The sequence below is a fragment of the Orbaceae bacterium lpD01 genome, from assembly GCA_036251705.1.
Classification (GTDB): domain Bacteria; phylum Pseudomonadota; class Gammaproteobacteria; order Enterobacterales; family Orbaceae; genus Utexia; species Utexia brackfieldae.
In genome coordinates this window covers 1,661,620-1,681,943 of the sequence record CP133959.1, presented here as the reverse complement: position 1 = coordinate 1,681,943, position 20,324 = coordinate 1,661,620, and the positions used below count along the sequence as shown (strand labels likewise).

At 41.8% G+C, this 20,324-nt stretch carries 17 protein-coding genes and 1 tRNA gene; 6 read left to right on the top strand and 12 right to left on the bottom strand.

What is annotated here, in order from left to right; genetic code table 11:
* The first annotated feature begins 9 nt into the window (after window positions 1–9).
* Window positions 10–1,011 carry an NAD(P)-dependent oxidoreductase gene (locus RHO15_07555; protein ID WVD63332.1) on the top strand — a complete coding sequence of 334 codons (1,002 nt, stop codon included), beginning with the start codon at window positions 10–12 and terminating at the stop codon, window positions 1,009–1,011.
* Window positions 1,012–1,398: 387 nt separating this feature from the next.
* On the opposite strand, the gene RHO15_07550 is transcribed toward RHO15_07555, so the two are convergent.
* The 3 genes from RHO15_07550 to RHO15_07540 form a co-directional block, all read right to left on the bottom strand.
* Complete coding sequence (locus tag RHO15_07550; protein WVD63331.1) at window positions 1,399–1,590, bottom strand: hypothetical protein; 192 nt, start codon at window positions 1,588–1,590, stop codon at window positions 1,399–1,401.
* Between the two features lie 467 nt (window positions 1,591–2,057).
* On the bottom strand, window positions 2,058–2,747 hold the full coding sequence (locus RHO15_07545; GenBank protein WVD63330.1) for an XRE family transcriptional regulator: 690 nt from the start codon (window positions 2,745–2,747) through the stop codon (window positions 2,058–2,060).
* A gap of 304 nt (window positions 2,748–3,051) precedes the next feature.
* Window positions 3,052–4,581 (bottom strand): DUF4080 domain-containing protein, encoded by a 1,530-nt coding sequence (locus tag RHO15_07540; protein ID WVD63329.1) that lies wholly within the window; start codon window positions 4,579–4,581, stop codon window positions 3,052–3,054.
* A gap of 450 nt (window positions 4,582–5,031) precedes the next feature.
* Between RHO15_07540 and RHO15_07535 the strand changes: the two genes are divergently transcribed.
* Window positions 5,032–5,595, top strand: a complete 564-nt coding sequence (locus RHO15_07535) for an NAD(P)H-dependent oxidoreductase (GenBank protein WVD63328.1) — start codon at window positions 5,032–5,034, stop codon at window positions 5,593–5,595.
* A 45-nt stretch (window positions 5,596–5,640) separates the two neighbouring features.
* Here the strand turns inward: RHO15_07535 and RHO15_07530 are convergent, their stop codons facing one another.
* Entirely contained in the window at window positions 5,641–6,147 is a 507-nt protein-coding gene (locus RHO15_07530; protein WVD63327.1) for an N-acetyltransferase family protein, read from the bottom strand.
* 269 nt (window positions 6,148–6,416) lie between these two features.
* Between RHO15_07530 and RHO15_07525 the strand changes: the two genes are divergently transcribed.
* Entirely contained in the window at window positions 6,417–6,686 is a 270-nt protein-coding gene (locus tag RHO15_07525; GenBank protein WVD63326.1) for a DUF1289 domain-containing protein, read from the top strand.
* Between the two features lie 68 nt (window positions 6,687–6,754).
* On the opposite strand, the gene RHO15_07520 is transcribed toward RHO15_07525, so the two are convergent.
* Window positions 6,755–7,093 (bottom strand): zinc ribbon domain-containing protein YjdM, encoded by a 339-nt coding sequence (locus RHO15_07520; GenBank protein ID WVD63325.1) that lies wholly within the window; start codon window positions 7,091–7,093, stop codon window positions 6,755–6,757.
* Window positions 7,094–7,331: 238 nt separating this feature from the next.
* On the opposite strand from RHO15_07520, the gene RHO15_07515 reads away from it, so the two are divergent.
* Window positions 7,332–7,574: a zinc ribbon domain-containing protein gene (locus RHO15_07515; protein ID WVD63324.1), complete on the top strand. Its 243-nt coding sequence runs from the start codon at window positions 7,332–7,334 to the stop codon at window positions 7,572–7,574.
* Between the two features lie 45 nt (window positions 7,575–7,619).
* Here RHO15_07515 and RHO15_07510 read toward each other — a convergent pair.
* The 5 genes from RHO15_07510 to srmB all read right to left on the bottom strand — a co-directional run bounded on the left by RHO15_07510 (window position 7,620) and on the right by srmB (window position 13,043).
* Window positions 7,620–7,696: transfer RNA gene (locus RHO15_07510), tRNA-Val, on the bottom strand.
* Window positions 7,697–8,046: 350 nt separating this feature from the next.
* On the bottom strand, window positions 8,047–9,435 hold the full coding sequence (locus RHO15_07505; GenBank protein WVD63323.1) for an MATE family efflux transporter: 1,389 nt from the start codon (window positions 9,433–9,435) through the stop codon (window positions 8,047–8,049).
* A 9-nt stretch (window positions 9,436–9,444) separates the two neighbouring features.
* Complete coding sequence (gene rimO, locus RHO15_07500) at window positions 9,445–10,767, bottom strand: 30S ribosomal protein S12 methylthiotransferase RimO (protein ID WVD63322.1); 1,323 nt, start codon at window positions 10,765–10,767, stop codon at window positions 9,445–9,447.
* 236 nt (window positions 10,768–11,003) lie between these two features.
* Window positions 11,004–11,609, bottom strand: coding sequence for a peroxiredoxin C (locus tag RHO15_07495; GenBank protein ID WVD64985.1), 606 nt, complete (start codon window positions 11,607–11,609; stop codon window positions 11,004–11,006).
* 117 nt (window positions 11,610–11,726) lie between these two features.
* Window positions 11,727–13,043 carry an ATP-dependent RNA helicase SrmB gene (gene srmB, locus RHO15_07490; protein WVD63321.1) on the bottom strand — a complete coding sequence of 439 codons (1,317 nt, stop codon included), beginning with the start codon at window positions 13,041–13,043 and terminating at the stop codon, window positions 11,727–11,729.
* Between the two features lie 306 nt (window positions 13,044–13,349).
* On the opposite strand from srmB, the gene RHO15_07485 reads away from it, so the two are divergent.
* Window positions 13,350–17,633, top strand: coding sequence for an acyl-CoA dehydratase activase-related protein (locus RHO15_07485; protein WVD63320.1), 4,284 nt, complete (start codon window positions 13,350–13,352; stop codon window positions 17,631–17,633).
* Between the two features lie 197 nt (window positions 17,634–17,830).
* Here the strand turns inward: RHO15_07485 and pyrE are convergent, their stop codons facing one another.
* Window positions 17,831–18,478: an orotate phosphoribosyltransferase gene (gene pyrE / locus RHO15_07480; GenBank protein ID WVD63319.1), complete on the bottom strand. Its 648-nt coding sequence runs from the start codon at window positions 18,476–18,478 to the stop codon at window positions 17,831–17,833.
* 91 nt (window positions 18,479–18,569) lie between these two features.
* Window positions 18,570–19,286, bottom strand: a complete 717-nt coding sequence (gene rph, locus RHO15_07475) for a ribonuclease PH (GenBank protein WVD63318.1) — start codon at window positions 19,284–19,286, stop codon at window positions 18,570–18,572.
* Between the two features lie 167 nt (window positions 19,287–19,453).
* On the opposite strand from rph, the gene RHO15_07470 reads away from it, so the two are divergent.
* Entirely contained in the window at window positions 19,454–20,320 is an 867-nt protein-coding gene (locus RHO15_07470; GenBank protein ID WVD63317.1) for a YicC/YloC family endoribonuclease, read from the top strand.
* Window positions 20,321–20,324: the final 4 nt, after the last annotated feature.

The window sequence follows — 20,324 nt, the reverse complement described above, 5'->3', positions numbered from 1 at the left end:
GGGGCGATAATGATGCAAAAGATTAAGATGATATGCTTTGGTGCCAGAAAAAATGAACAGACCTATTTTTCACAACTGAATAAATATGGCTATGAATTAACCTTAGTTGAAGCGCTGTTAACTGAAGATAACGTTGATTTGATTAAAGGCCATAATGCAGTGATGCTGCGTGGCAACTGTAATGCTAAAGCTAAAAATTTAGCCGCCATGAAAACGATGGGTGTTGAGTTTTTATTAACCCGTACGGTTGGATTTGATCATATTGATGTGCCGGAAGCGAAACGTTTAGGCTTTAAACTAGCCCGTGTACCAGGCTATTCGCCAAATGCGATTTCTGAGTTAACCTTAACGCTTGCAATGATGCTATTAAGACATACTGCGGCAATGACTAATGCTACCCGTCAAGCTGACTTCACTGTCCATGGTAACTATTTTAGCCGTGAAGTGCGTTTACTTAAAGTCGGTGTATTCGGTGTTGGCCGTATTGGTTTAACCACAGCAAAACTATTTAAAGGTCTTGGTGCTGAAGTGTTAGGTTATGATGTCTATCAAAGTGATGCAGCAAAAGAGGTGGTTGAGTTCAGAGAGCTTGACGACGTTATTGCTAACGCGGATATTCTCTGTATCCATATGCCGTATTTCAAAGGTCAAAACGATCACTTTGTGAATCATGCGTTTATCAGCAAAATGAAAGATAATGCGATTTTGGTTAACTGTGGTCGTGGTGAACTGGTTGATGTCGTTGCCGTTATTGATGGCATTAAAGCGGGTAAAATTGACGGGTATGGTGCTGACGTATTAGAGAATGAAAGTGCTATTTTTAATCATAACTTTAATCAGCAATCAACCGGTAATGCGGTTGTTGATGAATTAGTTAGCTTATATCCAAGAGTGTTATTAACACCACATGTGGGCAGTAACACTGATGAAGCTTGCCGTAATATGATTGAATATACTTATGATAATCTCAATGAGTTTTTAACAACCGGTAGTTCTAAAAACGAACTATAGACGTTAAGTTGTGAGTAATAGGGGAGTCGCAAGACTCCCTTTTTTTATCTCTCAATAAAATAGCTTAATCTACAGATCTACTTTGTTGAGGGCTTTAATATCAATATTTCTGGCTATGATAGACTGATTATACATAACAGATTACCTGATAAGATAAAAAATAAATTGATTTGCTGCAATATAATTAAAAAGACTATACAATTAATTGCGTTAAAAGTTCAAGCAAAAAAATACCATCAATCATTCAATTGCGGTGAAACAGGCTTAGTTTATTTTAGAGTATTGTTGTACTTAAGATAAGGGAATATTAAGTAACCTTTTCGTGCTTTTAATCTTCCCGGTACTTTAAGTATATTGATACGTGGTGAGCTATTTTATTGCTATTAATTAAGCATTACCAATATTTTTGGTGATGACACCACGATAGATATCATGGGTTTTATAAAATTTAGTCGTGGCTTCCGGCCAGAAATTAGCCTGCACAGATGAAACATGAAAATTCATCAATGATGCCACAGTATAAATAGTTAATAATGCAACAATTAAAAAGTAAAGTGTATTAGTATAAAGTCTTTTCATTGTCTTTTCTCTTTAAATTACCAGCGGTTATGTCTGAATGTTACTTAGGCATTATTTTATATTCCCTTGGCAGTGAATGCAAACTGAGGTTTGGCTATTCATGCTTTTTGAATTGAAATAATTTATTTTTACGATTAATTTAAATTAAAATGTGTTTTTTAGTGCTTTCTTGCCATTAAAAAACGATGATTATGCTGTTTTGTTTGAAAAGTAAACTGAATAGTCATTGGATTAAATGTCTAGTGAGAGGCTGCTGGAAGAGAGAAGAAACCGGACGTAAAGGCAAGAGAGAAACATAAACATGTGACGTCTTCATCATGTTAATTGTGTTTATCGATTATGCTAAACATCCGTGTCAGATATAATCAATCATCATTATCGGCGATCAAATTAACGCCGTTTTATTGATATAATCGGTTTGAGTCTAATTAATTGCTGATGTTTTATCCTCAATAGATTTTTTTATATTAATAAATATTACGTGTTATCAGTACAACTCGACCAATAATCTGCAGCCTATCCTGATTAGATTGATTGATCTGTATGGCGACATGTTGATCTGTATTGCAAGATAATAACCAACCATCCGCAGTTTTTTGTATTTTTCTCACCAGCGTAATATCTTCATATTCTAACAGATAGATATCACCATCAATAATCTCACCATATTCAGTATTGACAATTAAACAATCATTATTTTTGATATCAGGCGCTAACAGTTTACCTTTACACCAATATGAAATTAATTTATGTGGCTCAAATCCGCGAAAATCAACCCAACCCTCTAACACCGGATAGGTCATCGTTGGTGGCGTATCACGGATTAATTTCATCTTTTTAGCAAGCTCAATATCCGGTAGATGCTTAGCATAGGTAGGTACCCGGATAATTTTTTCATTGTAGACTTTCTTTTCATCCTCTAACGGCGGATCAATAATGTCATAACCTGTCGCAAGCCAACTATAAGAAACATTACATTTCTCTGAGATGGTGGCTAAACGATTTAAAGAGGGGAATGTTTTACCTGACAGATAATCACGGATAACCGTTTCGGACATACCACATTTTTTGGCAAAAGCTGAAACATTCAGGCCCTGCATGGTTGTACTGAGCCGATCTCTAAAAGTCAATACGGCATAGTTTAATTTTGTTTTCATAGTAACTTCCAGTCCTTGTTAATGCATAAGATACCAATAGTAATTCCTATAATATGAAACCCAATGATTGAAGTAATATATTATTAACTAAAGTATATTTATAAATATTAATTATTGTTATTTTAAGAGCATTTATACTTATCATAAACCATGATTTATGTTCGTCTTATCATCTGCAATAAGCCGAATTTTAGTTAAAAACTAAAATCGTTGCTATTTACATTGCTATAGCCAGATTAGTTTTAATTATTTTTATAATAATTCACAAGCTTTTTTTTCTTATTTTGTGGTGATCTCTCCTTTTTTATTCGGTTATGTGTCTTTTTTGTCTCGTTATTCCCTGACTATGCTTAGTTTGATTTATTTTTACTCGCCAATCAGCTGGTGCCGGTCCTAGATAGTGAGGCCAGCCCTGAATACCCATTTGGCCAAAGTCAGCGCTGACAGCTTGTAACACATCAATGGCCGAGATAGGCTGCTGCATCAACCAGTTAAACAGATATTCAGTCAATTTGGTGAGTGCAATTTGATGTGTCTGTTTAATCGTACCAAATAGCCATTCGCTAAATGCCCACATATTTTCAAATGGCTTATCTCTTAATAACAACGGAACAGCATGGGGGAAACGGCCCGAGTTGACAATCAGATCCCAAAAACGGGTTAATCGTGTCAGCTTTTGCATATCACTAAAGCTAATATCGCGATTTTGTAACACACTAAACGGCGGATTGTTATCATAGACATATTGATATTCTGCGATATGTCTACCGATTGGAGTGCCTTTTAAACGCTTTAATATACCCAGCTGGATCTCTTGCGGATGCCATGTCCAAAGCTCATTGAATCCTTTGGCGAAACTGGTTAAATCCTCACCAGGTAGAGCCGCAATCAGATCAACATGTAGATGGGCACCAGTCTGGGTTGATAACCACATAATATTTTGTTTCGCACGTCCCAGATGAGTGCGACGCGAGATATTTTTTTGTACCTCAGTATTGAGCGTTTGAATACCAATCTCAAGTTGTAAAGCACCTGGTGGAAACTGTTTTATCAGGGTTTTTAACTCATCAGGCAGAAAGTCCGGGATGACCTCAAAATGGGCAAAAATTGGCTCTTCTGGAAACAGTTTCAACTTATTAAGGAAAAACACCAAAATCTTTTTGCTGTGCTCAATTTTGAGATTAAAAGTGCGATCGACAAATTTAAAGGCACGCGCACCTCGCTGGTAAAGTTTCTCTAGTTCAAGCATAAAATCGGCAATATTGAACATCTTCGCGCCGTCATCTATACTGGATAGACAGAATTCACATTTGAAAGGACAACCACGCGACGCTTCAACATATAAAATCCGCTGCTTTAAATCCGTATCGGTATAGTAATCATAAGGAAAAGCAATATCGCTTAGTGGTAGTCTAATACCGTTGATAATCTTCTCTGTCGGTATTTGACCTTGTTTTATTGCGCTGAGCAGGGTGGGTAGACTCGCTTCTCCCCAACCGGTAATCACATAATCAGCTGTTTGCACAATCGGATTTAAGTGCTGTTCATGACTGACTTCAGGTCCACCCAGAATAATGATCAGATCAGGTCGAATAGCTTTGAGTAAACTGACCACCTCAGTACTCTGCTGAATATTCCAAATATACACACCCAACCCAATCACCGTTGGCTTTTGCGCCAGTAACTGCTCGACGATATCGATAGGCCGCTGTTCTAAAGTGTATTCACAAATCGTCGTATAAGCCTGATGTTCTTGTAAATTAGCATACAAGTAGCGAAGTCCCAACGAGGTATGGGCATAGCGCGCATTAATGGTGGTCAGAATAATATTCATAATTTCTTTATATTGTGGTAAAGATTGAGACATGTGAACAAAGATGGTAAGCCATCATCGTGGTCTCTCTACGTTTTATCAAACAACATCACCTGCGCGCAACTTAACCTACCTTTGCTGTTGCTCAGTGATGATTGCCTCACTATGACGCTAATAATGCTTTGATAAAAGTGCTTTCAATCTTAAAACGTGTATTTTAATATAAATCTAGTAAAATATATAAAATATTTTTTATCTGGATAAACGCAATCAGTTTATCGTAACTATATAAATATAGATTAAAAAAATTTATTATAGGCTATTTTGAATCCGATACAATCAGATTGTCACTATTCTATATACACTTTTTATCACGGTATTGGCTGGAAAACAGTGTAATTCATCTGGTAATTATAGAAAAAAGTGGTAAATTTAAACAGATTTTTATCCAGACAAGAGCGATTATTCTTTATGAAACCGACCATCATTTTCACTCATCCATGGCCTGATAGTTATAATCAAGCGATTCTTGATGCGCTGGTGGCGCAGTATCAGGAACGTAGCATTGAGTATCAATTGATTGATCTTCATCAGGATAACTTTAATCCAGTGTTAAGTTGCCATGATTTATCGTTATATGCAGCTGGTCAGTCATCAGATCCGCTGGTTATAAGATATCAGGGCTATTTACGCCAAACCCGTGAACTGATCATCATCGGTCCGATTTGGTGGTATGAGTTGCCCGCCATTTTTAAAGGTTTCTTAGATAAAGTGTTATTGGCGGCATTTGCTTTTGTCGATGGTGATAAGGGGATTATCGGTCAGTTATCCCATATTGAAAAAACCACTATTATTACCACTTCTGGCTCAGATACTGCCGTCATCGGCAACTATATTCAGGATGTTTTGATAGACCGAACCTTGGCAATCCTCGGTTTAAAACAGATTATGCATGTTAACTTAGGCAATATTGATAAAATTAGCCAAGCTGAACGGCAAGCGTTTATCGAAGAGGTAAAACAACATTTGTCGTAGCTTAGGACGTTTTTAAGTCAATATCAGTCAAAAAAGGCGTATAAACTAGGCCAGATTAGCGACTATTTTTTTGCCTAAAATAACTAAATCACGTTTCGTCTCATCTAACTCGGCAATCGTCGGTAAAAATCCCCACTGCGCATAGCCTGCTTGCTTAAATAACTTGATGCTAGGGTGATTATGGCCAAAAATAAAACTCATGATAGTCTCTATCCCTAATGCCGGACAAACGGACTCGACATATTCTAGAATTGGTATACCTAACTTTTGGCCGCGGAAATCGGTATGCAGATAAAGACTAATTTCAGCGGTTTTATTAAAAGCAGGGCGACCATAAAAAGAGGAGAGACTGACCCAACCACAGGCTTTATCATGCCATTTTAGTAACCAGAGTGGTCGTGTTTGCGGATGATGCTGTGCAAACCAACCCAATCGACTCTCAACCGTGACAGGCTGCGTATCTGCGGTCACCATTCGGCTGGCGACTGTTGAATTATAAACGTCGATGATAAACGGTAAATCACTTAACTGGGCAGTATGATAACTTAGCATGATAGTCGCTACATGAATGATTGGTGAAGTTATTATAGTGTGAAAAAAAGTACCAAGGGAAGCGGTCAGGCTAAAAAATTTTTGTCAATATAAACACTCATCATCCTATATCGACATCTGAACCAGTGAATGTGTTGAGGCAACCCATCAACCGATTGGCGATCTCTGACTCGCCAATTAAGATAGCCGGCTATAAATTGATTTATTGCGTTAAAAATATACGCTAGAATAATTCATTCTGTTAACGTCTAAAAAGTTTGCTGCGCATTATGCAACCCAATCAAATTGAGTTTTTTGATATTCCGAGTCCATGCCGCCGCGTTTGTGAAAGCGATAAGCAGGGTTATTGTCTGGCTTGTCAACGTTCTCGAGAAGAACGATTTAACTGGTTAAGTTATAATGATGAGCAAAAAAGAGAGATATTAAGACTCTGCCGGCAGCGCGAATTACGCAAAAAATATCTTTATCTACAACAGCAAAAGGCGATGTTAGCGCAACTTGTTGAACATAGTGATGACGATCAGTTAGGTCTGTTTTAAGTTTGTGGAGAGCAATCGATGATTACTCTCCCGTCAAAAAGACATTGTGTTGAACTAAGCCTATCTGACTAAGCTTTTTTCACAAAACAGGCCTTAAGCATGATCTTGATGCCATCAACTTTACAGTCAATTTCATGATCGCCTTCCACTAAACGGATACCTTTTGCTTTAGCCCCTTTCTTTAATACGGTTGAAGAGCCTTTCAGTTTAAGATCTTTGGTTAAAATCACATCATCGCCATCAACCAATAAATTACCATTGCTATCTTTGACGACTAAGGTATCACTGTGTGCCGCTTCCACATTCGGATCCCATTCATGGGCACATTCCGGACAGACATAAAATGTGCTATCGTGATAAGTATGTTCGCTATGACATTTAGGGCAGCTGGGTATAGTATCGGTCATCTTGATTTCCTAATTTTACAAAAAACGTGATTCTACCCGATTATCAGGCATTCGTCATGTGTTAATCATCGTGCCTAAAGGCAATATGCTACCTATAAGTTGCCGATATGGTGCGCTATGCTGTCGTGTGATTAATCTGCTAGTCGATTGGCTATCGAATTATTCTGTCTGAGGACTTGAAATTAAGTTCACCCAGGCGTACGATTTTTACTTTAGTTTCAATTGAGGTGGGGAACGGATGAAAATGTGCATTGCGTGTGGTATGCCGATGACGGCGATTGCCGACTATCCACTGTGTGATATATCCAAAAACTACTGTAAACATTGTGCGCATGCTGATGGTTCGATGCATACTTTCGATGAGCGTTTGGCCATACTGGCCGATTTTATGGTGAATAAGCAAGGCATTGATAGTGAGATAGCAAAACAGACGGCTTATATTTTATTGAAAAAATTGCCGGCCTGGAAACGGAAAATATAGTAGAAATAAAATTAATCTATTGAGAGACTGCATGATAATCTAGAATGGTGCGTCCGAGTGAACTCGAATCACCGACCCCCACCATGTCAAGGTGGTGCTCTAACCAACTGAGCTACGGACGCATTATAGTGTGTGACAAACATCATTACTACAGGCGCAAATATTAACGGCTAATCTCATGACTATCAAGTAAAAAAATCAAAAAAAGGCGAATTTTAGCCATTTTAAGACTGTTTGGCGATTATATAAGCGATTATCCATAATGATGGATAGTAATGAGTGCAGAAATTATGCAGAAAAGTGGAAGTATCCTAAACAGATAAAAGCTCTGAATGATGATGCAGAACCAGAATATCAGTGGAATGTCATATTAGCAAAGACATATCACCGAGAAGAAACTATTTGTTAGCGTTGATGAGGCAGTGGCAACCAAGCAGAATAGCCATCACTATTCTGCTGGGATTTGACGCGCTTAGCGATCAGCCTTTTTCAAGATATTGGCTATCGGTTGGTTTTGTAGCCAGTGCATGCGGGAGAGTAATAAAATCGCTGACATGGTTAAGCCAATGATAATCCCTATCCAGAAACCCGCCGGACCCATAGCTGGCACCACCAGATTGGTTAAACCTAGAATATAGCCGGCCGGTAGACCAATCACCCAATAAGCAATAAAAGTGACAATAAAGATGCTCTTGGTATCTTTATAGCCTCTTAAGACGCTGTTAGCCGTAATCTGTACGTAATCAGAACACTGATAGATAGCCAGTAAAATGATTAATTGTAGACAGATCTCAATCACCAGGATATCTTGGGTAAACAGGCCAATAATATAGTGTTTAAAGGTCAATAAAAATAGCGCCACGATAATCGCTAAACAGAGAGAGATGACCAAACTGATATAGGCCGCTTGTTTCGCTTGTGCCACTTTTTGTTCGCCAAGCAAAAAGCCGACCCGAATACTGGTTGCTACTGACAGGGCGAGTGGGATCGTAAATGTCATACTGCTAATTGTAAAAATGATCTGATTACCGGCGACCGCATTTTGGCCAAGTGGCGCAATCAAGATCGCGATAATCGCAAACAGACTGATTTCAAAAAATAGGGCTAAAGCCAGCGGCAGACCCAAAACAATGATCCGTTTCATTATCTCTTGATTAAACAGTTGCTTCATCGGGGTTTGACGAATATCGCGTTGATTACGCGCCATCAGGGTATAGCCACGTAAGATGAAAAACAGTAACCAAAAGACTACAGCGGCTGCGATACCACAACCTTTACCGCCAAACTCAGGTAGCCCCAATTTCCCATAAATTAAGACATAATTGATCGGAATGTTAACTACTAAAGCGGTAAACACGGCGACCATAGCGGGTTTGGTATTGGATAAACCTTCACATTGATTGCGATAAACCAGATAAAATAAAAATCCGGGTACACCCCACATCACTGCACGTAAAAAATCGACAGCCACATTCAGCATCTCAGTATTGACGCTTTTACCCTGATTACTAAATAAAATAATCTTATCGCCATGATAAAGGATGAACATGATTAGCGCAGATAAAATCACCGCCAGTAGCAGACCCTGACGGGTATGATCGGCAACCTGATCACGCTGTGCCCGTCCATTGAGATGGGCAATAATCGGCGTAAGCACCGATAACAGACCTTGAGCAAATAACACCGCCGGCCAAAAGATCGAGGAACCGAGTGCGACACCAGAGAGAGCGGTGGCACTATAATGGCCCGCCATAATGGTATCGACAAACATAATCCCCGATTGTGAGGCTTGCGCTATCATGACCGGAATCGCCAAGGCCATGATAATTTTTACTTCTTTCCAATAACTATTTTTCATCATCCGTAGCAACTACTGTTTAACGCTGCCCCACAGATCATACTCATCGGCATGTTCAATATTAACTTGCACGATATCACCGGGTCGGAAACGTTTCTCTTCATTTAAATAAACCACACCATCAATTTCCGGTGCATCAGCCATACTGCGGCCAATCGCGCCTTCTTCATCGATCTCATCGATCATAACGGTGAGGGTTTTACCTATTTTCTCTTGTAATTTTTGTGCTGAGATCTGTTGTTGTAACAACATAAATCGTTCATAGCGCGCCTGTTTTACCTCTTCTGGCACCTGATCCGGTAAGTTATTAGCGGCGGCACCTTCAATAGCGCTGTAAGTAAATGCACCGACACGATCTAAACGTGCCTCGGTTAAGAAATCAAGCAGCATCTGAAAATCCTCTTCCGTCTCACCGGGATAACCGACAATAAATGTCGAACGTAAGGTGATTTCCGGACAAATTTCACGCCACTGTTTAATTCTTTCCAGGGTTCGCTCAATGGTGCCTGGCCGTTTCATCGATTTGAGTATCTTTGGACTGGCATGCTGTAGTGGAATATCTAAATAAGGCAGTATTTTACCTTCCGCCATTAGTGGGATCAGATCATCGACTTGGGGATAAGGATAAACGTAGTGCAGACGAACCCAGATACCTAAATTGGCCAGTTGCGTACATAGCTGGGTAATATCACTTCTCACTGGCATGCCATTCCAAAATCCGGTGCGATGTTTAATATCGGCGCCATAAGCAGAGGTATCTTGGGCAATGACTAAGAGCTCTTTCACGCCGCTATCTACCAGTCTTTTGGCTTCATCAAGGATGCTACCCACCGGACGGCTCTCCATATCGCCGCGTAAAGCGGGAATAATACAGAAGGTACAACGGTGATCACAGCCTTCGGATATCTTCAAGTAGGCGTAATGTTTTGGGGTTAACTTAACCCCTTGATCAGGAATCAGGCTAGTGAGTGGGCTATACTCCGGTTTCGGCACATATTTATTGACGTGTGCCAGTACCTGTTCATAACTGTGTGGGCCTGAGATCTCCAGAACTTTGGGATGCACCGTACGGATTTGATCTTCTTTTGCGCCAAGGCAGCCGGTGACGATCACTTTACCGTTTTCATTGAGCGCTTCGCCAATCGCTTCGAGCGACTCTTGCACGGCACTATCAATAAAACCACAGGTATTGACGATGACCAGATCGGCGTTTTCATAACTAGGGATGATTCGGTAGCCTTGTGTACGCAGCTCAGTCAGAATGCGCTCTGAATCGACTAAATTTTTAGGACAGCCTAAGCTGACAAAACCAATAGTTGGAGATAACTTATTCATAATATGTTGTTAATTATAGGTCTAATTAAAAGAGAAAAGGGTGAATTGAATTTAACCGCTAGATTATACGCGAAGAATAAAAAGACGCTATCAATTATTGTGCGAATGATTGAAACCGTCTGATAAAAACAGTTTTTCACCGTCACACAAACAGGAGATGGTAGCCTGATACCATTGTGTTAACGGACATAAAAAAACCGGCAGTCGCCGGTTTTTTGTCTCAACAGCAGCTGAAATTAGAGTGCTGAAGCATTTTTAGAGAGGTATTTAGCCACGCCATCTGGAGAGCCTTGCATACCTTCTTTACCTTTTTCCCACTGCGCTGGGCATACTTCACCGTGTTGCTCATGGAATTGCAGTGCGTCAACCGTACGAATCATCTCATCAACGTTACGACCGATTGGTAAATCGTTGACGATTTGGTGACGAACTACGCCATTTTTGTCAATTAAGAATGAAGCACGTAAAGCAACGCCAGCTTCTGGATGTTCAATTCCGTATGCTTGGGCAATCGCATGACGGATGTCAGCAACGATAGGGAATTGTACCTGGCCAATACCGCCTTTTTCGACTGGTGTATTACGCCATGCATTGTGAACAAACTCAGAGTCAATTGAAACACCGATCACTTTAACGCCACGGCTTTCAAACTCTTTAAAACGGTGATCAAAAGCAATGATTTCTGAAGGACAAACAAAGGTAAAGTCCATTGGCCAGAAAAATATCACAGCTGGTTGACCTTTAATGAACTGGGCTAAATTGAAGTTATCAACAATTTCACCGTTACCTAATACAGCAGCGGCGGTAAAGTCTGGAGCTTGACGAGTTACTAATACCATAATAATTCCCCTTGAGAATGTGAGCTTGATATAATTGCCTTAAAATTTATAGTGGTATTATACCGTTGACTTTGATAATTAAAAGTCGATTAAAACAATTAGTTTCATAAGCTCAGCCTATTAAATAGGCTGAATTGATTCTTGTTTTGTTGGTTTTCTACGTTTACCAATGTTTTTAGTATCGCGATGACGCTCTTTTATCTTTTTCTTCTCTTCTTTTTTATCCTGTTTTTTTATCTTGGCTTTTTGCGATAATTTTTTCTTTTTCGATTCCGCTGGGGTTTTACTTTTGGGTTTTAACGCTTCGATGACGCGCATCTTAATCGGTTCATGAACGTAGCGCTCAATCTTCTTCAGTAAATCATAATCATGCGCTTCAACTAGTGCAATGGCGGTACCTTTTTTACCGGCTCGGGCGGTACGTCCAATACGGTGTAAATAGACATCCGCAGTCCGCGGTAAATCGAAGTTAATCACATGTGAAATATCATCAATATCGATACCACGTGCCGCGACATCGGTCGCCACAAGGACAGACACGGTACCATTTTGTAAACGTTTGATGGCTTCATTACGTTTGACTTGCACCATTTCGCCTTCCAGATAACTAGAGCGAATGCCTGCTTGATGTAACGCCGTGACTAATTCGTGCACACGTTCACGTTTACGTACAAATACAACCACTTTTTGACAAGCCTCTTGTTGCAATAGGTTAATCAACAGGGCGGTTTTATGTTCAATATTATCGGCACGATAGTAAAATTGCTGAATCTTTTTACGTTCACGTCGTGATGGATCGGCATTGATTTCAATCGGATCGTTTAAGATACGTTTAGCAAAATCATACACGTCATGGCCTTCCAACGTCGCCGAGAAGAGCAGGGTCTGTTTACGCCAGCGCGTTTCAGCGGAGATCGTTTCAACATCCTGCGCAAAGCCCATATCTAACATACGATCGGCTTCATCTAGAATCAGCATCTCGACGGCACGACAGTCAAAGTTCTCCTCTTTGATGTATTGCAGCAATCGACCGGTTGTCGCGATAACGATATCTTGATTTTTACTAAACACTTCAACGTGGTTCATATACGCTACACCACCGGTGATGGTCGCGACACTTAGATCGGTATACTTCGTCATCTGTTTGGCTTGATCGGCAATCTGCATGGCTAGTTCACGCGTCGGTGCTAAAATAAGAATTCTAGGTGGCCCCGGTTTTCTGCGCGGAAAATCGAGTAAATGCTGAATAGCAGGAATTAAGAAGGCTAAGGTTTTACCTGTTCCTGTTGGTGAACTCCCCATAATATCACGGGCATCAAGTGCCGCGGGTATGGTCTGTATTTGGATATCTGTGGGTACTTTAAACTCTTTTTCCTGAATCACTTTCATTAAAGCTTCATCAAGATCAAATGCGCGAAAATCGGTTACTGTTGTCATCAAATGCCACCTTATGGGTTAAGTGCGCTATTATAGCCAGATAACCTGCATGAGTAAAATAGCGAATACCGTTAGCGTGACTTTTAACGATATTTGGCACATTCTGGTGTAGGTAACTGCAAAAATGTGATCAAGGGCAATAGTTTTGCCTCAAAATCACGCATGTTTTGGTCATCTTATGTCGTGAAGGATATCACCATAATATCGGAATCTATTTGCCTTAATTAAACAGATACCCTAAAATTAACGTTATGATAAATATCATTAAATCTGATAAATTGCACGTTGTTAAGGTAAATTTATTTTATGGCAACACTATTTCGATTTGGATTGGATGTCGGTTCAACGACCGCAAAATGCGTACTGTTGGATGAGCAAGATAATTTTATTTATAGCAAATATATTCGGCATAATACCTTTATTATACCGACAGTACTAGATATGTTAGCTGAGATCAAACAGCAATGTGGGGCTGATATCACCTTATCGGTCAAAGTGACTGGTTCTGCGGGGATGGGCATTGCCGAAAAGGCACAGATTACTTTTATTCAGGAGGTTATTGCCGCTTCTGAAGTGGTGCAGCGTCAATATCCTGAGGTTAGTACCTTAATTGATATCGGCGGTGAAGATAGTAAAATGATCTTCTTTTTTGCTGATCGGCCGCCAGATATCCGTATGAACGGCAGCTGTGCAGGCGGAACTGGCGCGTTTATTGACCAGATGGCCAGCCTGCTCAATGTGCCGGTCAGTCAGTTTGATAGCTTAGCGCAGCAATATGATCAGGTTTATCCGATTGCTTCTCGCTGTGGGGTGTTTGCCAAAACTGATGTGCAAAACCTAATAAGCCGAAATGTCTCTAAACCCGATATTGCCTACTCGGTGCTACATGCAGTCTGTATTCAACTGGTTAATACGTTGGCACGCGGCTATGACATAACCCCGAAAATTATGCTCATCGGTGGTCCATTTTCCTTTATTCCAACCCTGGCGCATGCCGCCCTCGATACCTTAACATTAACGCCGGCCGATTTAGTCTCAACGCCATATCCCACGTTATTGTCAGCCTGGGGAGCCACCATTCATCCGCTTGAGCGAACCGTATTACCGCTACAGGATTTGATGGTTCGTTTACAGCAATCGATCACGACAAGTGAAGCCGACATCGCCTCACGCCTGCCAGCGCTATTTAATCCATCCTTCTCTTTTTTACACTGGCAAAAGCAGCGCCGCTATATTGAAATTCCGCAGATGGCGCTGGCCGATTATTCGCATAAGCGGGCTTTTTTAGGGATTGATAGTGGTTCAACCACCACTAAAATTGCCTTACTCAGTGAACATGATAAACTGCTGTTCCGTTATTATGCGCCCAATAATGGCCATGCTATTCAGGCGCTCATCGATGGATTAACCGCCTTAAAACAGGCCATCGCTGCGCAGCCTAATCCGATTGATATTGTACGAACCGCGGTCACTGGTTATGGTGAAGAGCTCTTAAAAGCGGCGTTCTCGATAGATGAGGGGCTGGTTGAAACCATGGCCCATTATGCTGCCGCCAAACATATTCAGCCTAATGTCAGTTTTATCATGGATATTGGCGGTCAGGATATGAAGGCTATTTTTGTGGCGAATGGGGTAGTCAATCATATTGAGCTCAATGAGGCGTGCTCGGCTGGCTGTGGTTCGTTTATTGAAACCTTTGCCAAGTCACTCAATGCCAACATGACCGATTTTGCCAAAGCCGCCTGTCAGTCCAATCATCCGTGTGATTTAGGCACGCGCTGTACGGTATTTATGAACTCAAAAGTGAAACAAGCCTTGCGGGAAAATGCCTCGATCGGTGATATTTCGGCCGGACTGGCATTTTCAGTGATCAAAAATGCCATTTATAAAGTGTTGAAATTGCATGATATGCGCAAATTGGGCAAATATATTGTCGTGCAGGGCGGTACTTTTAAAAATCCAGCGGTATTCCGGGCCTTAGAACAGCTGACCGAAGCGGATATTGCTTGCTCGGATATGCCGGAATTAATGGGCGCTTTGGGCTGTGCATTAGTAGCCAAAGCCAACTATTTACGCGATGGACAGGCCAGTCAATTTATTGGACTGGAGAATCTGGCTAAAGCGCAGGCCTATCGGGCGAAAAATTCACGTTGTAAGGGCTGTGAAAATCAGTGTGATATTATCCTTTATCGGTTTGAAAATGGCCAGCGTTACTATTCGGGTAACAAATGTGAGCGTTTTCTCAGTAATCAACCGGTGCCTAAAACGCACGCTTTTAATATGTTCGATTATAAGAATGCTTTGCTCTTTGATCGCGTCAATCAGCCGGCTTCACCCAAGCAATTAACGATCGGTATCCCGCGCGTACTAGGGCTCTATGAGAATTTTCCTTTTTGGCACACCTTATTAACGCTATGTCAGTTCAACGTGACATTGTCACCGCAATCAACCATGGCGATTTACGAAGCCGGGGCCGGCACGGTGATGTCAGACAGTATCTGTTTTCCGGCAAAATTGGTGCATGGACATATTGCCGCACTGGCAAAGCAGCAGATTGATCGACTGTTTATGCCGATGGTGGTGCTGGAAGCCAAAGAGTTTGACAATGCCGTCAATCACTATAACTGCCCGATTGTCAGTAGCTATGCTGAGGTGGTGCAGAGTGCTATCAATCCACTGAAACGCTATGGTATCCCTTTAGATCATCCGGTGATTAATTTTTCTGATGTGAAACTCTTGCGCAAAGGGTGCTGGCAGTACTGCCAGTCGGTTAATCCTCAGCTTGATCGTAAGATGTTTGAGCGGGCTTTCGCTCAGGCTGTGGCGGCACAAGCCGATTATAAACGGGCACTCCATAAAAAGGCCCAGGCCATTTTGGCGCAGGCCGCGCAGCAGGGCCGCTATGTCTTTATTCTGGCGGGTCGGCCTTATCATAGCGACAGCCTGATTAACCATAAAACCCCAGAAATACTCAATGCGTTAGGCTGTGATGTGATTACTGAGGATGCGATTTTAAGCACCGATAATGCACTGTCAGCTGATTTACAGATCTGCACACAGTGGAGTTATCCTAATCGTCTCTATCAGGCAGCGACTTTTGTTGCCAGTCAGCCTAATCATGTCCAGTTTGTTCAGCTAAACTCTTTTGGCTGTGGGCCTGATGCGATTGTTAGCGATGAGTGTAAAGCCATCTTAGAGGCGAAAGGCAAAACCAGTACGCTCATTCGGGTGGATGAGATAACCGCTACTGGCTCGGTGCGGTTAAGGTTAAGATCCATTCTGGAATCACTCAAACTCAATCGTTATCAGCAAAATCCCGCTAGACCAAGAGCGACAACGGCGGTGTTTTCACTGGCCGATAAAACCCGGCGAGTGATTTTAGCGCCGCATCTTTCGGATTTCTATTCACCGCTGTTACCGCCACTATTTGCGTTATCGGGTTATCGTCTGGAGACCTTACCTAAGCCGGATAAATCCTCGGTCGAATGGGGACTCAAATACTGTAATAATGAGATCTGCTATCCGGCCACGATCATTGTCGGTGATATTATCAAGGCGTTGCGTTCCGGTCGTTATCATCGAGATGAAGTTGCCATTGGTATTACCCAAACCGGAGGACAGTGCCGGGCCAGTAGCTACTTATCACTCATCCAAAAGGCCATGATCAGTAACGGTTTTGCCGATGTACCGATCATCTCCTTAAGTGCCGGTAATATTGCTGAACATGCGCAGCCAGGTTTTAAATTAAATGGACTTAAAACCCTGCCAGCGGCGTTTATCGGCATTTTAATGGCGGATGCGATTGCTAAAATGTACTATGCTTGCGCGCCGCGTGAGCGTCATCAAGGGGACAGCTTAAAATTAAAAAATGACTATATGCAGCGAGTGACTTTAGCGCTGGCGCAGCGCTTAAATTATAAAGGCTGTTATCAGTTACTTGCCCAGGCGGTACAAGATTTCAATCAGATTGATACTCAGCCGATAGACTGCCCCAAAATTGGTATCGTGGGTGAAATCTATGTGAAATATAATAGTTTTGGTCACCAGCACAGTATTGATTGGTTAGTGCAGCAGGGGATTGAACCGGTAATCCCGCCGATGATTGAGTTCTTTGCGCAAGTATTCATCAATTATGAGAGCGATGTAGAGAATCATCTGCTGCGTAAAAATTATCTGAATTATCTGCTCTATTTTATGGAAAAAATCGCCCAAAGGCAGATCAATAAAACCAACCAGATTTTAAGTCAGTTTAACTATTATCAGCCATTTCATGATATTCGTGACTTAGCTAATCAAGCCAAAACGATATTAAGTCTGAGTAATCAGTATGGCGAAGGTTGGCTTATTCCGGCCGGGATTATGGCCTTTGCCCAGCAAGGCATCGATAATGTGATTAGTGTGCAGCCGTTTGGTTGTATTGCCAATCATGTGATAGCCAAAGGGATTGAAAAGCGGCTGCGTGACCTGCATCCGAGCCTTAATCTGCTCTGCCTCGATTTTGATGATGGCGCTGGCGAGGTGAATGTATTAAATCGGCTGCACTTTATGGTCAGCTCACTGAAATACCGCCAGCTCGAACGTATCTTATAGCGGTCTTTACCTCGTTGAAGTTACATTGTTGAAGTTATATCGTCGAAGTGACATCATTGAAGTTTCGTTGCTGAAGCGACATCGTTATAGTGACACATTGTGCTTGTCACCTAATGATAGTGATATGGTTGAAAGCAGATAAAAAAATCCCTCAAATCAATGAGGGATTTTTATCGGATGTTAACCTACGATCAGGGCTATTTGATGCCGTACTGCTTGCGGTATTCGCGTACTTTGGCTAGTTGCTCAGACTGGTCATCGCCTTCTTCAAGATATTGAATTAGATCGTCTAAGGTGATGATCGCAATCACGTCACAGTGATAGTGCTGTTTAATCTCTTGAATGGCGGAGAGTTCACCTTGACCGCGTTCCTGTCGATCAAGCGAAATCAATACGCCGGCTAATTTGGCGTGATTGGCTTTAAGGATATTCATCGATTCACGGATTGCGGTACCGGCTGTAATAACGTCATCCACTAACATCACGCGGCTATGATTAATGGGTGTGCCAACCAGATTACCGCCTTCGCCATGATCTTTGGCTTCTTTACGGTTAAAACAGTAGGGCACTTCAAGGTTATGGTGCTCAGACAGCGCAACCACCGTTGCCGAAACAATCGGAATACCTTTATAAGCCGGCCCAAAAACCACATCATAGGCGATATTTGCATCAATCAACGCTTCGGCATAAAAACGGCCCAGTAAGGCTAAATCCTTACCAGTATTAAAGAGACCAGCATTGAAAAAGTAGGGACTTTTTCGGCCAGATTTTAAAGTAAATTCGCCAAACTTAAGGACCTGCCGATCCAGTGCAAATTGAATAAATTGGCGTTTATATAACTTCATGCTGTTCTCCAAATTATATTGTTATATTCGTTATCATAATGGTGATTGAGGTTAATCATAAAAATAAAGCGACGATTGTCGCTTTATCTATTTAATCTTGTAAGGCCGCCTTTTGAATATCCATAATCTGTTTGATACCCTGGTTGGCTAAATCAAGTAGCGTTAATAACTCAGCATGGCTAAACGGTTCACCCTCTGCGGTGCCTTGCACCTCGATCATGCGACCATCTTCAGTCATCACGACATTCATATCGGTTTCCGCCGTGCAATCTTCGGTGTACTCTAAATCACACACCGCTTCGCCATTGACGATGCCTACGGAGACAGCCGCAACTAAGCCTTTCATTGGGTTACTTTTCAACTTACCACTAGCTACCAGTTTATTTAGTGCATCGACTAAAGCAACACAAGCACCGGTAATTGACGCGGTACGTGTGCCACCATCGGCCTGAATCACGTCACAATCGAGCGTAATGGTAAACTCACCCAGCGCTTTTAGGTCAACGGCTGCGCGTAGTGAGCGGGCGATTAAACGTTGAATCTCCAGCGTACGTCCACCTTGTTTACCTTTGGCGGCTTCACGATGATTACGGGTATGGGTTGAACGCGGTAACATGCCATATTCGGCGGTAATCCAGCCTTGATTTTGACCTTTTAAGAAACGCGGCACACCTTCTTCAATGGTGGCAGTACACAGAACTTTGGTTTCACCAAACTCAACCAGTACTGAGCCTTCTGCATGTTTGGTATAATGACGTGTTAATGTTATCGGGCGCACTTGTTGCGCGAGACGGCCTGCTGGGCGCATGCAGTTTCTCCAAAAATTAAATATAAATCTGACCATATTTTTTAGGGGACATCACGACAGGATAAGTCTAGATATTCATGATGTTTAGCCTAAGCTAAGGGCGCATTATACAGAATTTGTGATACAATGCCCAGTAACATTTTCGATAATTTTAAGGATAACTCATTATGATCCGCAGTATGACGGCTTATGCGAGAAAAGAAGTGAACCAGCCATGGGGCAATGCGGTCTGGGAAATTCGCTCGGTCAATCAACGCTATTTAGAGACCTATATTCGGTTACCGGAACAGTTCCGCGCCTTAGAGCCGGTGATCAAAGAGCGTTTAAGACAGCGTTTAACCCGGGGTAAAGTCGAATGTGTCTTACGCTTTGACGTTGATCCAGCAGCGGCGCAGCAAGCGTTAATTATCAATAAAGCACTGGCAGAACAGATCTTATCTGCGGTAGATTGGCTCAAACAGGACCATCAGGTAGGCGAAGTCAATCCGATTGAGTTACTACGCTGGCCGGGTGTGATATCAGCCAAAGGTCAGGATTTAGATATGATCTCTACGGCGCTGCTGGCGTTACTCGAGCAGACCTTAGATGACTTTATTGAAGTCAGAGAGCGTGAAGGTCAGGCACTGGAAGCGCTGATTGTGCAGCGTTTAAATGGTATTACCGGCGAAGTCGATAAAATCCGTCAACATATGCCCTCGATTTTAGTCTGGCAGAAAGAACGTTTACTGGCTAAGTTGGCCGAAGCCAATGTCGAACTGGAAAACAATCGTCTTGAGCAGGAGCTGGTGCTGATGGCGCAGCGTCTGGATGTGGCTGAAGAGCTGGATCGCTTAACGACTCATGTTAAAGAGACCTTTGCCATCTTAAAACGCAATGAAGCAGTAGGGCGCCGTTTAGATTTTATGATGCAAGAGTTCAACCGCGAATCGAATACCATCGGCTCAAAATCGATTAATGTCGATATTACCAACTCTGCGATTGAGCTCAAAGTCCTGATTGAACAGATGCGTGAGCAGATTCAGAATATTGAATAAAAGC